This is a genomic window from Streptomyces sp. NPDC053665, from assembly GCF_055585285.1.
Map to the genome: position 1 here is coordinate 166,830 of NZ_JBVJKK010000005.1, position 14,977 is coordinate 181,806.

10 protein-coding genes are annotated in these 14,977 nt (G+C 70.8%); 4 read left to right on the top strand and 6 right to left on the bottom strand.

Annotated elements, in window-relative coordinates; translation table 11 throughout:
• Positions 1-55: 55 nt before the first annotated feature.
• From cydD to ACZ6ZN_RS20860, 3 genes are read right to left on the bottom strand one after another with little or no spacing between them, the layout of a single operon-like run.
• Complete coding sequence (cydD, locus tag ACZ6ZN_RS20850; protein WP_469648291.1) at positions 56-3,544, bottom strand: thiol reductant ABC exporter subunit CydD; 3,489 nt, start codon at positions 3,542-3,544, stop codon at positions 56-58.
• Between the two features lie 12 nt (positions 3,545-3,556).
• Positions 3,557-4,561, bottom strand: a complete 1,005-nt coding sequence (cydB, locus tag ACZ6ZN_RS20855) for a cytochrome d ubiquinol oxidase subunit II (protein WP_469648293.1) — start codon at positions 4,559-4,561, stop codon at positions 3,557-3,559.
• A gap of 20 nt (positions 4,562-4,581) precedes the next feature.
• The gene (locus ACZ6ZN_RS20860) at positions 4,582-6,087 is read right to left on the bottom strand and encodes a cytochrome ubiquinol oxidase subunit I (RefSeq protein ID WP_398109210.1); all 1,506 of its coding nucleotides are present in this window, start codon (positions 6,085-6,087) and stop codon (positions 4,582-4,584) included.
• A gap of 142 nt (positions 6,088-6,229) precedes the next feature.
• Between ACZ6ZN_RS20860 and ACZ6ZN_RS20865 the strand changes: the two genes are divergently transcribed.
• Complete coding sequence (locus ACZ6ZN_RS20865) at positions 6,230-6,622, top strand: cyclophilin-like fold protein (protein ID WP_398109209.1); 393 nt, start codon at positions 6,230-6,232, stop codon at positions 6,620-6,622.
• A gap of 35 nt (positions 6,623-6,657) precedes the next feature.
• Here ACZ6ZN_RS20865 and hisC read toward each other — a convergent pair whose 3' ends face one another.
• The gene (gene hisC, locus ACZ6ZN_RS20870) at positions 6,658-7,737 is read right to left on the bottom strand and encodes a histidinol-phosphate transaminase (RefSeq protein ID WP_469648297.1); all 1,080 of its coding nucleotides are present in this window, start codon (positions 7,735-7,737) and stop codon (positions 6,658-6,660) included.
• Between the two features lie 431 nt (positions 7,738-8,168).
• Here hisC and ACZ6ZN_RS20875 point away from each other — a divergent pair, with 431 nt between their 5' ends.
• The 3 genes from ACZ6ZN_RS20875 to ACZ6ZN_RS20885 all read left to right on the top strand — a co-directional run bounded on the left by ACZ6ZN_RS20875 (position 8,169) and on the right by ACZ6ZN_RS20885 (position 11,763).
• Positions 8,169-9,281, top strand: a complete 1,113-nt coding sequence (locus tag ACZ6ZN_RS20875) for a LacI family DNA-binding transcriptional regulator (protein ID WP_469648299.1) — start codon at positions 8,169-8,171, stop codon at positions 9,279-9,281.
• A gap of 334 nt (positions 9,282-9,615) precedes the next feature.
• A complete protein-coding gene (locus ACZ6ZN_RS20880) occupies positions 9,616-10,710 on the top strand; it encodes a metallophosphoesterase family protein (RefSeq protein ID WP_451875980.1) in 1,095 nt (364 codons plus the stop codon).
• A 183-nt stretch (positions 10,711-10,893) separates the two neighbouring features.
• Positions 10,894-11,763: a hypothetical protein gene (locus ACZ6ZN_RS20885; protein ID WP_469648302.1), complete on the top strand. Its 870-nt coding sequence runs from the start codon at positions 10,894-10,896 to the stop codon at positions 11,761-11,763.
• 81 nt (positions 11,764-11,844) lie between these two features.
• Here the strand turns inward: ACZ6ZN_RS20885 and ACZ6ZN_RS20890 are convergent, their stop codons facing one another.
• A complete protein-coding gene (locus ACZ6ZN_RS20890; RefSeq protein WP_469648306.1) occupies positions 11,845-12,951 on the bottom strand; it encodes a hypothetical protein in 1,107 nt (368 codons plus the stop codon).
• Positions 12,952-13,030: 79 nt separating this feature from the next.
• Entirely contained in the window at positions 13,031-14,815 is a 1,785-nt protein-coding gene (gene thiC / locus ACZ6ZN_RS20895) for a phosphomethylpyrimidine synthase ThiC (protein ID WP_469648309.1), read from the bottom strand.
• Between the last annotated feature and the right edge of the window lie 162 nt (positions 14,816-14,977).

Sequence of the window (14,977 nt, forward strand, 5' to 3'; positions counted from 1 at the left end):
GCTGCCCCGAACGGCCCAGGCGGACCGGCCGGGGCGGCCTCGGCTGCGCGGCGGACTACGCTGCGCCCACGAGCGGCTCCACCGCCGCCTCCCGCTCCGCCATGCGCCGCAACGGGCCCTCCCGGTCCACCAGTTCGGCGTACCGGCCGCGCTGCACGACGTGTCCCGCGTCGAGCACGACCACCTCGTCCACGGCGTCCAGTCCGGCCAGCCGGTGCGTGATGAGCAGCGTGGTGCGGCCCTCGGTGGCGGCCAGCAGGTCGGCGGTGAGGGCGTCGGCGGTCGGCAGGTCGAGGTGCTCGGCCGGCTCGTCCAGCACCAGGACGGGGAAGTCGGCGAGCAGGGCCCGCGCCAGGGCCAGCCGCTGCCGCTGCCCGCCCGACAGCCGCGCACCGTGCTCACCGACCAGCGTGTCGAGCCCGTCCGGCAGGGTGCGGGCCCAGTCCAGCAGCCTGACCCGGTCGAGCACCGCCCACAGGTCCTCCTCGTCGGCGTCCTTCCTGGCGAGCAGCAGGTTCTCGCGCAGGGAGCTGTCGAAGAGGTGGGCGTCCTGCGCGCACAGCCCGACCCTCGCCCGCACGTCGTCCCCGGCCAGCCCGTGCGCGTCGACGCCCGCAAGGGTGTACGCGCCGGCCCGTGCGTCGAGGAACCTCAGCAGCACCTGCGCCAGAGTCGTCTTGCCGGAGCCGGAAGGCCCCACCACGGCGATCCGGCGGCCCTCCTCGAGGGTCAGGTCCACTCCGCCGAGGGCGTCCCGGTCCTGGCCCGCGTGCCGGGCCGCCAGGCCCTCAACAACGACCGGGAAGGGCGACGCGGGTGCCCGCAGGGGCCGCTCCGGCTCCCGTACCGGTTCCGGGGCGTCCAGGACCTCGAAGACCCGCCCGGCACTGCGGTGGACGCGCTGCCGGTACTGCACGGCGAGCGGCAGCCCGAGCACGGCCTCGAACGCGGCCAGCGGGGTGAGGACGACGACGGCCAGGGCCACGCCGTCCAGCCGTCCGGCCGCGACCGCCTGCACACCGGCCAGGGCGGCCGCCGTGACGGTCAGGCCCGACACCAGCGCGGTGAGCCCGTCTCCGAGGGCCGTGGCGGTGGCGGCGCGCGAGGCGATCCGGGTGAGCGCCCTGTCGGCCTCGCGCGTCTGCCCGACCCGCGCGGGCAACGCGCCCGCGACGGCGAGTTCCGCCGTGCCGGTGAGCAGGTCGGTCACCCGCGTGGCGAGCACCCCGCGGGCGGGAGCGAGCCGGTGCTCGGCCCGCCGGGCGACAGCCCCCGTGACCAGGGGCACGCCCACTCCGGCGGCGAGCAGCCCGGCCGCGAGCACGACACCCGCCTCGGGCAGCAACCACGCCGTGAAGCCGACGGAGACGGCCGACACGACGAGCGCGGACCCGGCCGGCAGCAGCCAGCGCAGCCAGTAGTCCTGGAGCGCGTCCACATCGGCGACCAGGCGGGAGAGCAGGTCGCCCCGGCGGGTGCGGTGCAGCCCGGCCGGGGCCAGCCGCTCCAGCCTGCGGAACACCGCGACCCGGGTATCGGCCAGCATCCGCAGCACGGCGTCGTGCGACACCAGACGCTCGGCGTACCGGAACACGGCCCGCCCGATGCCGAACGCCCGCGTGGCCGTCACGGCCATCATCAGATAGAGCACGGGCGGCTGCTGCGAGGCCCGCGAGATGAGCCATCCCGACGTGGCCATGAGCCCGACCGCGCTGCCCAGTGCGAGCACACCGAGGAGGAGTGCGAGCCCCAGCCGGCCGCGCCGGGCCCCGGACACGGCACGCACCCGTCCGAGGACCCCTCCCGGTGCGGGCCGGTCGAGGGTTTCCGGGGGAACGGGCGGCTGCGCGGCAACGGCCGGACGCGCCCCGCCTTCTCGGACGGCAGGCCGGACCACCGCGGCGGCGGGCGTCTCGGGCTCCCCCAGGCGCACCACCCGGTCCGCCACCTCCAGCAGCGCGGGCCGGTGCACCACGAGCAGCACCGTCCGGCCGGCCGCCAGCCGCCGCACCGCTGCCACGACCTCCGCCTCGGTGGCCCCGTCCAGCGCAGCGGTCGGCTCGTCGAGCAGCAGCACGGGCCGGTCCGCGAGGAACGCCCGGGCCAGCGCCAGCCGCTGCCTCTGCCCGGCCGACAGCCCCGCCCCGCCCTCGCCGAGCACCGTTCCGGCACCCTCGGGCAGCGCGTCCACGAACTCCAGTGCACCGGCGTCCCGCAGCGCCCGCCGTACCGCGCCGTCGTCCGCGTCGGGCCGTGCCAGCCGCACGTTCTCGGCGATCGTCCCGGCGTACAGGTGCGGGCGCTGAGGAACCCAGGCGATCCGGGACCGCCACTGCTCCAGGTCGGCGTCCGCCAGATCGGTCCCGCCGACCCGGACCCGTCCCCCGATGGGCCGGACGAACCCGAGGAGCACGTCCAGCAGGGTCGACTTGCCCGCACCGCTGGGGCCGACCAGGGCGACCGTCTCCCCGGGTTCGACGGTGAAGGAGATCCGCGAGACGGCGTCCGTGGAGCGGCCCGGGTACCGGACGGTGACGTCCTCGAAGGACAGCGCGCCCTCCGGCACGGGCGCGGAGCCGGACACCGGCAGGGGAGTCTCCAGGACCTCGAAGATCTCCTCGGCCGCCGCCAGCCCCTCCGCCGCCGCGTGGTACTGCGCGCCGACCTGCCGCAGCGGCAGATACGCCTCGGGCGCCAGGATCAGGATGACCAGGCCGATGGACAGGTCCATCTCGCCGTGCACGAGCCGCATGCCGACGGTCACGGCGACCAGTGCCACCGAGATCGTCGCGAGGAGTTCGAGCGCGAAGGACGACAGGAAAGCGATCCGCAGCGTCCGCATGGTCGCCCGCCGATATGCGCCGGTGATCTGCCGGATCGACTCCGCCTGCGCCTTGGCCCGGCCGAAGACCTTCAGCGTCGGCAACCCGGCGACCACGTCAAGGAAGTGCCCGGACAGCCGCGACAGCAGCCGCCACTGACGGTCCATCCGGGACTGGGTCGCCCAGCCGATCAGCACCATGAAGACCGGGATGAGCGGCAGAGTGCCCACGATGATCGCCGCGGAGACCCAGTCCTCGGTGACGATCCGCGCCAGCACCGCCACCGGCACGACCACTGCGAGACCCAGCTGCGGCAGGTACCGCGCGAAGTAGTCGTCCAGTGCGTCGACACCCCGGGTGGCCAGGGCGACCAGCGAACCGGTCCGCTGCCCGCCCAGCCACCCCGGTCCCAGGGAGGCCACACGCTCCAGCAACCGCCCCCGCAGCTCCGACTTCACCGCCGCACTCGCCCGATGGGCGGCGAGTTCCGTCAGCCAGCCGACCAGCGCCCGCCCGGCCGCCACGGCGGCCAGCAGCACCAGGGGAGTGGTGAGGTCGGACACCGTCATGCGGTGCTGGAACGCCCCGACCACCACCTCGGCGATGAGCATGGCCTGCGTGATGACCAGCCCCGCCCCCAGCGCACCGAGGGCAACGACGGCCACCAGGAACACCCGGGTGGCACGGGCGTACCGGAGCAGACGCGGATCGATCGGTTTCACGTGAAACACACCTCAGTGCACGGGATCGGCAAGGTGCTGGGTGCCGATCCGCTTGCGGAAGACCCAGTACGTCCAGCTCTGGTAGAGCAGGACCACAGGGGTGGCGATCCCGGCGCACCAGGTCATGATCTTCAGCGTGTACGGGCTGGACGAGGCGTTGGTGACCGTCAGGCTCCAGTCCGCGTTCAGCGTGGACGGCATGACGTTCGGGAACAGCGTCAGGAACAGCATCGCCACGGTGGCGACGATCGTGACGCCCGACAGGGCGAACGCCCAGCCCTCACGCCCCGCCCGTGCGGCACCCAGGGCCGCGACCAGCGCCGCCACGGCCACGACCAGCGCGACCAGCGACGCGCCGTCACCGCGCTCTGCCTGCGTCCAGAGCAGGAAGGCGAGCGCCAGCACGGCGGTGACCGCGCCGACCCGCAGTGCCAGCGTCCGCGCCCGTTCCCGGATCTCCCCGACGGTCTTGAGGCCGACGAACACCGTCCCGTGGAAGGTGAACAGCGTCAGCGTGACCAGACCGCCCAGCAGCGCGTACGGATTGAGCAGGTCCAGGACCCCACCGGCGTAGTTGAAGTCCTGGTCGATCTTCACGCCCCGCACGATGTTGCCGAAGGCCACGCCCCACAGGAAGGCCGGCAGGAGCGAGGTCCAGAAGATCGCCGTCTCCCAGTTGCGCTGCCACGTCTCCTCGGGCCGCTTCACGCGGTACTCGAAGGCCACGCCCCGGACGATCAGGCAGACCAGGATCAGCAGCAGCGGCAGGTAGAAGCCGGAGAAGAGCGTGGCGTACCACTCGGGGAAGGCGGCGAAGGTCGCGCCGCCCGCCGAGAGCAGCCACACCTCGTTCCCGTCCCAGACGGGCCCGATGGTGTTGATCAGGACCCGCTTCTCGGGCCGGTTGCGGGCCAGCAGCCGCGTGAGCACCCCGACCCCGAAGTCGAAGCCCTCCAGGAAGAAGTAGCCGGTCCACAGGACGGCGATCAGGACGAACCAGACGTCGTGCAGTTCCATGACTGTGCAGCTCCCTCGGCCTAGTACGAGAAGGCCATCGGCTTGTCGGCGTCCCGGGAGTCGCCGCCGATCTTCGTGGGCGGGTTGAGGTCGGCCTCGGTGAGCTCGGGCGGCCCGGCCTTGACGTACTTCACGAGCAGCTTGACCTCGATCACGGCGAGGACGGCGTACAACGTGGTGAAGACGAGCATCGAGGTGAGGACCTCGGCCTGGGAGACGCCGGGGGAGACCGCGTCCCGCGTCTGGAACAGCCCGTAGACGACCCAGGGCTGACGGCCCATCTCGGTGAAGATCCAGCCCCACGCGTTGGCGATCAGCGGGAAGGCCATCGTCCAGACCGCCGCCAGCCACCACAGGCGGGTGAGACGCGGCTGCAGCGGCTTGCGCAGCAGCACCAGATGCGGCACCTCGTCGTCGCCGGTGCGCCAGGCGGCCGGCAGCAGGAACTTCTTGCGGGTGAGCCACAGTCCGAGCAGGCCGATCGAGAACGACGCCATGCCGAACCCGATCATCCAGCGGAAGCCCCAGTAGGCGACGGGGACGATGGGCTTGTAGTCGCCGGGGCCGAACTTCTCCTGGAGCGCCTTGTTGGTGTCGTTGATGCCCGGCACGTACGACTCGAAGTCGCTGTGGGCCAGGAAGGAGAGCAGTCCGGGAATCTCCAGGGCGACCTTGTTGTGGCCCTCGTCGACGTCCCCGTAGGCGAACACCGAGAAGGGCGCCGGCTTCTCGCCGTCCCACAGCGCCTCGGCGGCGGCCATCTTCATCGGCTGCTGCTCGTACATGACCTTGCCCAGCGTGTCGCCGCTGACCGCGGTGAGCAGGCCGCCGACGGCGACGGTGACGAGGCCGAGGCGGAGGGAGGTCCGCATGACGGGGATGTGCTTCTTGCGCAGCAGGTGGAAGGCGGCGATGCCCACCATGAAGGCGCCTCCGGTCAGGAAGGCGGCGGAGAAGCTGTGGAAGACCTGGTTGAGCGCGGTGTTCTGGGTGAGTACCAGCCAGAAGTCGGTGAGCTCGGCGCGGCCCTTGGACTCGTTGATCCGGTAGCCGACCGGGTGCTGCATCCAGGAGTTGGCGGCCAGGATGAAGTACGCCGACAGCAGCGTGCCGATCGAGACCATCCAGATGCAGGCCAGGTGGATCTTCTTCGGCAGCTTGTCCCAGCCGAAGATCCACAGGCCGATGAAGGTGGACTCGAAGAAGAACGCGATGAGGGCCTCGAAGGCCAGCGGAGCACCGAAGACGTCACCGACGAAGCGCGAGTAGTCGGACCAGTTCATGCCGAACTGGAACTCCTGCACGATGCCCGTCACCACGCCCATCGCGATGTTGATCAGGAAGAGCTTCCCCCAGAACTTGGTCGCCCGGAGGTACTTCTCCTTCTCCGTCCGCACCCAGGCGGTCTGCAGACCGGCCGTCAGCGCGGCCAGCGAGATCGTCAGGGGGACGAACAGGAAGTGGTAGACGGTGGTGATGCCGAACTGCCATCGCGCCAGGGTCTCCGGCGCCAGAGCCAGGTCCACGTCGCCGCTCCTTACCTACGCTTGTGAAAGCGTTCACATTCACAAGCCATTATGCAGCACGCACATTCGAGGGTCGGAGGGGGCCCCGTGTGATGCTCGTCAACCCTTGGCGGGAACTTCAACATAATGTTGAATCTCCCGCATGCAGACGCACACACCGACCCGGATCCGGATCTCCTGGCCCTCCGGGCACCTCACCGCGACCCTCGACGACACTCCGACCACCCAAGCCCTCAGCAAGACGCTGCCGCTGGTTTCCACCGCCCGGACCTGGGGCGAAGAGGTGTACTTCGACACGGGAGTGTCGGTTTCACGTGAAACAGGCGCCCGGCAGGTCGTCGAGCCGGGCACGGTCGTCTTCTGGATGGACGGTGACGCACTGGCGCTCCCCTACGGCCCCACGCCCATCAGCCAGGGCGACGAATGCCGTCTCGCCAGCCCGTGCAACGTCCTGGGCCGCGTCGACGGCGACCCCAGGCTGCTGGCCACCATCCGTGACGGCGACCCGATACGCGTGGAGCCGGTCGACGACTGACGCCGACCGGCTCCACCACGGTTGTCCCGCTCGATTCAGAGCTCCCTGCGGAACCCTTCCGCCACCTTCAGGAAGATGTCGTTCGCCTCGGCCTCGCCGACCGTCACCCGCACACCCTCGCCCGGGAACGGTCGCACCACCACGCCCGCCTGCTCACAGGCCTCCGCGAAGCCGACCGTGCGCTCCCCCAGCCGCAGCCACACGAAGTTGGCCTGCGTCTCCGGCACGGTCCAGCCCTGGGTGCGCAGCCCGTCGACCACGCGCGTGCGCTCACACACCAGCGAACCGACCCGTCCGAGCAGCTCGTCCTCGGCCCGCAGCGAGGCGATCGCCGCCTCCTGCGCGAGCTGACTGACCCCGAACGGTACCGCGGTCTTGCGCAGCGCGGCCGCCACCGGCTCGTGGGCGACGGCGAACCCGACCCGCAGGCCGGCCAGGCCGTACGCCTTGGAGAAGGTGCGCAGGACGCAGACGTTGGGCCGGTTCCGGTACAGCTCGATGCCGTCCGGCACCTCGGGGTCGCGGATGAACTCGCGGTAGGCCTCGTCGAGCACCACCAACACGTCACCGGGGACCCGGTCGAGGAAGCGCTCCAGCTCCGCCCGGCGTACGACCGTGCCGGTCGGGTTGTTGGGATTGCAGACGAAGATCAGCCGGGTCCGGTCGGTGATGGCGTCCGCCATCGCGTCGAGGTCGTGGACATCCCCCGAGGTCAGCGGCACCTGCACCGAGGTCGCGCCGCTGATCTGCGTGATGATCGGGTACGCCTCGAAGGAGCGCCAGGCGTAGATCACCTCGTCGCCCGGACCGGAGGTGGCCTGGATCAGCTGCTGGGCGACGCCGACCGACCCGGTGCCGGTGGCCAGGTGGGTAGGGGGCACGCCGAACCGCTCGGACAGCTCGTTCATCAGCGCCGTGCAGGCCATGTCCGGGTAGCGGTTGAAGGTGCAGGCCGCCGCCGTCACGGTCTCCATGACGCCCGGCAGCGGCGGGTAGGGGTTCTCGTTGGAGGACAGCTTGTAGGCCACCGGTCCCCCGGCCGCAGCGGGCTTGCCCGGCTTGTAGGTGGGGATCCCCTCCAGCTCGGCGCGCAGCTTGGGGCTCGTCTCGCTCACCGCAGTCCTCCTCGTGAAGACCGGCGGCCCATGACCGCCGCCGACATCCAATACTCCTCACCTTATGAGGATTCGGCGCCGCTGCGTATAGCCACGGCGAAGCGACCGTGCGAGGGGCCCGGCAGCCCACCGGCATCCGGGGCATCGACGTATGAAGGCGTACGAATCCGGGGGCGCGCCGCACATATATCTACGCGCCGGTGGTGCACGCCCTGGCGCGCATCACCCGTGCAGGTGAGTTGAGACCTCTTCGCAACATCCGCCACGGGGCAGGTACGCACGCGCCACCACGTCACGTACTGCCATGGGAGCGCTCAACCCCCTTTGCTTCGCAGGCAATTGACGCCAAATGATCATGCAGAAACGTGTCTGTCAACGCGTGCATATGCGTCCGCCCTACCCCACCGCATGAGCCCTACTATCGGCTCGCCATGACAGCAGCAGGGAAGCACCAGGTGAGCCGCGCGGAAACCTCACGGCGAGGCAGCCGGCCGGGTCGGGCGGGTATCAGAGACGTGGCCGCCGCCGCCGGAGTCTCCATCACGACCGTCTCCGACGCCCTCAACGGCAAGGGCCGGCTCCCGGACGCCACCCGGCGGCATGTCCGAGAGGTCGCCGACCGGCTGGGCTACCGGCCCTCGGCCGCCGCCCGGACCCTCCGCACCGGCAAGTCGGGCCTCATCGGCCTGACCGTGACGACGTACGGGGATGAACCTTTCACCTTCACCGAGTTCGCGTACTTCGCCGAGATGGCACGGGCCGCCACCTCCGCCGCGCTGGCCCGCGGCTACGCCCTCGTCATCCTGCCCGCGACCTCCCGGCACGACGTGTGGTCGAACGTCGCGCTGGACGGCACGGTCGTCATCGACCCCTCCGACCAGGACCCGGTGGTCGGCGAACTCGTCCGGCAGGGTCTGCCCGTCGTCTCCGACGGCCGCCCGGCCGGCGCGCTGCCCGTCACGGCCTGGGTCGACAACGACCACGAGGCCGCCGTGCTCGGCATCCTCGACCACCTGGCCGACGCCGGCGCCCGCCGCATCGGCCTGCTGACCGGCACGAGCACGGACACCTACACCCACCTGTCCACCACCGCGTACCTGCGCTGGTGCGAGCGCGTCGGCCAGGACCCGGTCTACGAGGCCTACCCGGCGCACGACCCGTGCGCCGGGGCCGTTGCGGCCGACCGGCTGCTCGCCCGGCCCGACCGCCCCGACGCCGTCTACGGGCTGTTCGACCCGAACGGCACCGACCTGCTCGCCGCCGCCCGGCGCTACGGCCTGCGCGTCCCCGAGGACCTGCTGCTCGTCTGCTGCAGCGAATCCACCGTCTACGCGAACACCGAACCGCCGATCACCACGCTCTCCCTGAAGCCGCGGCGCATCGGCACGGCGGTCGTCCAGCTCCTCATCGACGCCATCGAGGGCGTCGAGTCGGAGCAGCCGGTCGAGCAGGTGATACCGACGGAGCTGATCGTGCGCACGTCGTCCCAGCGCCGGCCGCCGCGCACGACGGTCAGCCCGCCGCGGTCGCCCGAGGAGATGTGAGGCCCCGCTCCCGGGTGACTGCTCCCGGGTGGCTGCTCCCGGCCGGCTGCCTCCGGGTGGCCGCTCCCGGGTGACGGAAGGTCGCACTCCCCGGGGAAACGGGCCCGGTCCCCCGGAGAGACGGGATCGTTCTCGCGAAGAGAACAAGCGCGAGGACGGTCCCACGGTGGTGGAAGTCCGGCGTAATCGGGGCGAAAGCCGCGGCGAACCGGAGTCTTGGTCCGATTCACCACCCCTGGGTCATCACATGGCGCGATCCGCATTCCTATGATGGGCCCACGACACCGGCGGGCCGCTACGACCAGGCAGTCCGATGCGGTGCAGATGCGGCGCGATGGTGGAGGGGTCGATGACTCAGGGGGCCGGTCAGGGACCCGCGGTGGAGCGGACGGCGACGTTGCGCGACTTCCGGGTGCCCGCGTACGTCCACGAGACCGGTCCGTACGTCCACAGCGTCCACCCCGGCGAGGTCACCCCGCCGCCCGCCGAGACGTATCCGGAGGGCTACACGCCGACCCAGCGCGACCTTCCGGTCGTGAACCGGGGTGACACTGTCCAGGTGACCGTCGAACCCGAAGCCGCCGCCGCCCCGCAGTCCGCCGCCACCGGGCAGGGCCCGCTGTACGTCGTGGGTGACGTCCACGGCTACCTCGACCAGCTGGTGGCCGCCCTGCAGGAGAAGGGCCTGCTCGACACCGCCGGCAACTGGTGCGCGGGCACCGCCCGGCTGTGGTTCCTGGGCGACTTCACCGACCGCGGCCCGGACGGCATCGGTGTGATCGACCTGGTCATGCGGCTGTCCGCCGAGGCCGCCGCCGCCGGCGGCTACTGCAAGGCACTCATGGGCAACCACGAGCTGCTGCTGCTGGGCGCGAAGCGCTTCGGCGACACACCCGTCAATTCCGGGGCCGGCACCGCCACCTTCCAGGCGGCCTGGCTGCTCAACGGCGGCCAGAAGACCGACATGGACCGCCTCCAGGACCACCACCTGCAGTGGATGGCCCGCCTGGACGCCGTCGAGGAGGTGGACGGGCACCTGCTCGTGCACTCCGACACCACCGCCTACCTCGACTACGGCCGCTCCATCGAGGAGGTCAACGACACCGTCCGCGAGACGCTCACGCGCAACGACGCCGACGAGGTCTGGGACCTGTTCCGCAAGTTCACCAAGCGGTTCTCCTTCCGCGACGAGGGCGGCGCCGACGCCGTGCGCTCGCTGCTCGACACCTACGGCGGCACCCGCATCGTCCACGGCCACAGCCCGATCCCGTACCTGCTGGGCGAGGCGGGCTCCGAGGAGGACGAGGAGGCCACCGACCCCGTCGTCGAGGGTCCGCACGTCTACGCCGACGGGCTGGCCATCGCGATGGACGGCGGCGTGACGATGGCCGGGAAACTGCTGGTCCAGCAACTTCCCCTGGCCACCTGACCGTTCACCGGGCGGCAGCGGCCGTCCCCGGGGCCCCTCCCACGGGGGGCCAATTTCGGTAAACCCCCTGTCACCGCACACCGTCACCGCTCTACCATCGGCTTATCCGTAGCAGGCTCCCCTCCGTTTCTGCCCGACGGCTCGTCAGCATGCCGAGCCCCAAGCCCTACGGAGCATCGGGGGATGCACATGAACAGCGTTCCGCAGCACCTGCTGAGCGAGGACCGCCAGGAGTACGAGCGGGTCCTCGATGAGGCGCTGCGCTCCGCCCCACACCGTCCGGAACTGTCCGCCCTCGGACAGCGGCTCAACTCCGAGCAGTTGCGCACCATGGCGCTGAACGCCACCGCGCTCATCACGGCCGCCGCGTCGGCCGAGTACCAGCACTACGTCAAGCTCCGCGACGAACTCCGTCAGCCCGCCCCGTCCGCCTCGGCGCCCGTGCGCGACACGGGCTCGTCCGAGGAGGGCTCGGGCGCGGCCGGGCTGGCCGCGACCGTGGGCGAGGTCGCCGCCGAGACCGCCGGCGCGGGCGCCGTCGCCGTCGTCGCCGTGCTCGCCCCCGTCCTGGCCGGCACCGCCGCCGCGATCTTCCTGCTCGTCGGCTACATCCTGCGGATGATCGACCCCGACCAGGGATTCGCCCGGACCATGCTCACCACCGGCTGGGTGTTCGGCGCGGTGACCGCGGTCGCCATCCTGGTCGCCGCGGTCGGGCTGCTGCTCACCGCCCTGCGCAACAAGCCGACGGCCGACACGGGCCCGTACGGCGAGCTGCGCAGAGAGGTCGACCGGGCCCGGGAGGCATGGCGCGAGGCCCTGCTGGAGCGGGGCATCCTGCCGTTCCTGCGGGAGGCGCTCGCCGACCCCGGCGCGGCCGCCGCGCTCCACCACCCCGCGCCCTCGGCACCGGTCAGCCGCATGCCCCACCTGGGGTACGACCGCCCGGGCTTCTCCAGCCCGGACGACGGGGGCCGCGGCTCGCGGCCGAGCTTCAGCAGCCCGGACTACACGAGCCCGGACTTCGGGGGCCCGGAGCACCAGCCGGACTAGCCCCGGGCGCCCGCCCCCCGACGGGCGCCCGACGACCGCGCTTCCCGGACGACCCGGGCGCCGGGAAGCGGGGTCCCGGTTTCACGACAGGCGCCGGACGATCTGCGCTGCCACCCTCTCGACCGACGTGCGCCCGTAGGTGTGCACCAGAGCGAGATGGAAAAGGGCGGGGGCGAGTGGAGCCCACCGATGGATGCGATCGGCACGGAGCATGTACTTGATGACCGGCGCAGGGCGGAAAGGCACGTAGTCGATGGCCTGGTGTTCCCATCGGTCCGCGACCCCGCGGCTCATGCGTGATTGCAGCCCCTCACAGGTCAAGTCCGTCAGCCTGGCCTGGAAGTGGGCGCTCCAATGACGCTTGTCGAGGTCCAGCACGAAGGCCAGCAACTCGAGTGCGTACTCGTTCGGCTCGATCGCAAGCTCCTCCCGCATACCCCGCCGGGCGACGCCGTGCAGGTCGGGGGCGCTTCGGCCCGACGAGTCGATGTGCCGGGACAGCCCTTCGTTGACGGAGGAGTTCCACACGCCCGGGGCCATGCGAACCCGGTCGCTTCGACGGCTGACCACCAGCATGTCGTCAGCGGTCACCACCGCGATGTTGACGGCGAAACTGCAGTGCAGAAACGCGGGGGCCCGCAGCGGATCGTCCGGGTCGAGATAGCGGGTGCGCGGGGTCGTGCCGTCGGCCAGCCGGCGATCGAGCTGCTGGGCCGCGAGGAACGTGTAGTAGTCCGTCGGGCGCAACCGCAGGTGGATCTCGGGCTGCTCGTCGAGAGCGGTCCGGGACACGTCGAAGGACTCGACCGCATAGCGTGAACCGTTCCACAGGGGAGTCCGGCCTTCTGCCCGCAGGCGCACGCTCTCCGCCTCGATCTCCTCCCGCCAGCCCGCCATGTCCGCGGGCAGCCGGATCTCCTCGTCGAGTACCTGGACGAAGACGGAGTCGTTGGCTATGGACGACTCGCCGTCCCCCTCCACGATCAGGGCGGACGTGTGAAGGGGACCCAGGGAGAAGGTCCGCCACGCAGGGCCGGACTCCTCTCGCTGCCGCAGGCTGCGTACCGCCCTCATGGAGCGAGTACGCAGCCTGTACCAGGCGTCCTGCAGCGGTTGCTGGAAGAGCACCGCGCACAGCATCCCCAGCACGGCACCGACGACTCCGTTGGCCACGTCAACCCCACCCATGCCAGGCATGGTAGGGACTGCGATCACACCGCGCGTGATCTTGTCCTATTCAGGGGACCGTGGGCCTGCGTGAGCCGGCTCAGTCCGCGATCGGCAGGTACACCCTGTTCCCGCTCGCCGCGAACTCCTTGGACTTCTGGGCCATGCCCTCCTCGATCTCGCTCCGGCTGCCGCCGTGCTCCCGGCGGATGTCCTGCGAGATCTTCATGCTGCAGAACTTCGGGCCGCACATCGAGCAGAAGTGGGCCGTCTTGGCCGGTTCCGCAGGGAGCGTCTCGTCGTGGAACTCCCGGGCCGTGTCCGGGTCGAGGGCCAGGTTGAACTGGTCCTCCCACCGGAACTCGAAGCGGGCGTCGGACAGGGCGTCGTCCCACTCCTGGGCGCCCGGGTGCCCCTTGGCGAGGTCGGCCGCATGGGCGGCGATCTTGTACGTGATGACGCCGGTCTTCACGTCGTCGCGGTTCGGCAGGCCCAAGTGCTCCTTGGGCGTGACGTAGCACAGCATCGCCGTGCCCCACCAGGCGATCATCGCGGCACCGATGCCGGAGGTGATGTGGTCGTACGCGGGCGCGACGTCGGTGGTCAGCGGGCCGAGCGTATAGAACGGGGCTTCATCGCAGATCTCCTGCTGAAGGTCGATGTTCTCCTTGATCTTGTGCATCGGGACATGCCCCGGGCCCTCGATCATGGTCTGTACGTGGAAACGCTTCGCGATCCGGTTGAGTTCCCCGAGCGTCCTCAACTCCGCGAACTGGGCCTCGTCGTTGGCGTCCGCGATGGAACCGGGCCGGAGGCCGTCACCGAGCGAGTACGTGACGTCGTACGCCGCGAGGATCTCGCAGAGTTCCTCGAAGTTCTCGTACAGGAACGACTCCCTGTGATGCGCGAGGCACCAGGCAGCCATGATCGAGCCGCCGCGGGAGACGATGCCGGTCTTCCGGTTCGCGGTGAGCGGCACGTAGGCGAGGCGCACGCCCGCGTGGACGGTCATGTAGTCCACGCCCTGTTCGGCCTGTTCGATGACCGTGTCCTTGTAGATCTCCCAGGTCAGCTCCTCGGCGCGGCCGTCGACCTTCTCCAGGGCCTGGTAGAGCGGCACGGTGCCGATGGGGACGGGGGAGTTGCGCAGCACCCACTCGCGCGTGGTGTGGATGTTGCGGCCGGTGGACAGGTCCATCACCGTGTCGGCACCCCAGCGGGTCGCCCAGGTCATCTTCTCGACCTCCTCCTCGATGGAGGACGTCACCGCCGAGTTGCCGATGTTGGCGTTGACCTTCACCAGGAACCTCTTGCCGATGATCATCGGCTCGATCTCCGGGTGGTTGACGTTGGCCGGCAGAACGGCGCGGCCCGCAGCGATCTCGTCCCGCACCACCTCGGGTGCCACGTTCTCCCGGACAGCCACGTACTCCATCTCCGGGGTGATCTCGCCCCGTTGTGCGTAGGCGAGCTGCGTGACCGCCTTGCCGTCCCGGCTGCGGCGCGGCTGGCGCGGGCGCCCGGGGAAGACGGCGTCGAGGTTGCGGAGGCCGCCGCGGGGCGAGGTGTGCTTGATGCCGTCGTCCTCGGGACGGACGGGACGGCCCGCGTACTCCTCGGTGTCGCCGCGGGCGACGATCCAGTTCTCGCGCAGGGGGGCCAGACCCCTGCGCACGTCGGTCTCGACGAGTGGATCGGTGTACGGGCCGGACGTGTCGTACAACGTCACCGACTGCCCATTGGTGAGGTGCACCTGCCGGACAGGCACGCGCAGGTCGGGGCGGCTGCCCTCGAGGTACGCCTTGTGCCAGCCGATGGACTTCCCGGCCTCCTCGGACTGTGCGTCCTGAACGGAGGCAGGCGTGCGTGCGTCCTTGTTGGTCATGAGACCTACTCCCTACGCCGGCATTACCCGGTAACAGGTTCGGCGGTCGACGCAGCGGCTTCCGTCCTCCGACGTTCCGTGGGAAACATCACCCGACTTCGGTGATGTTTCATGTGAAACATCGCTGGGACGAAGGTCAGCGCCCTCTCAGCCCGGTGCTCC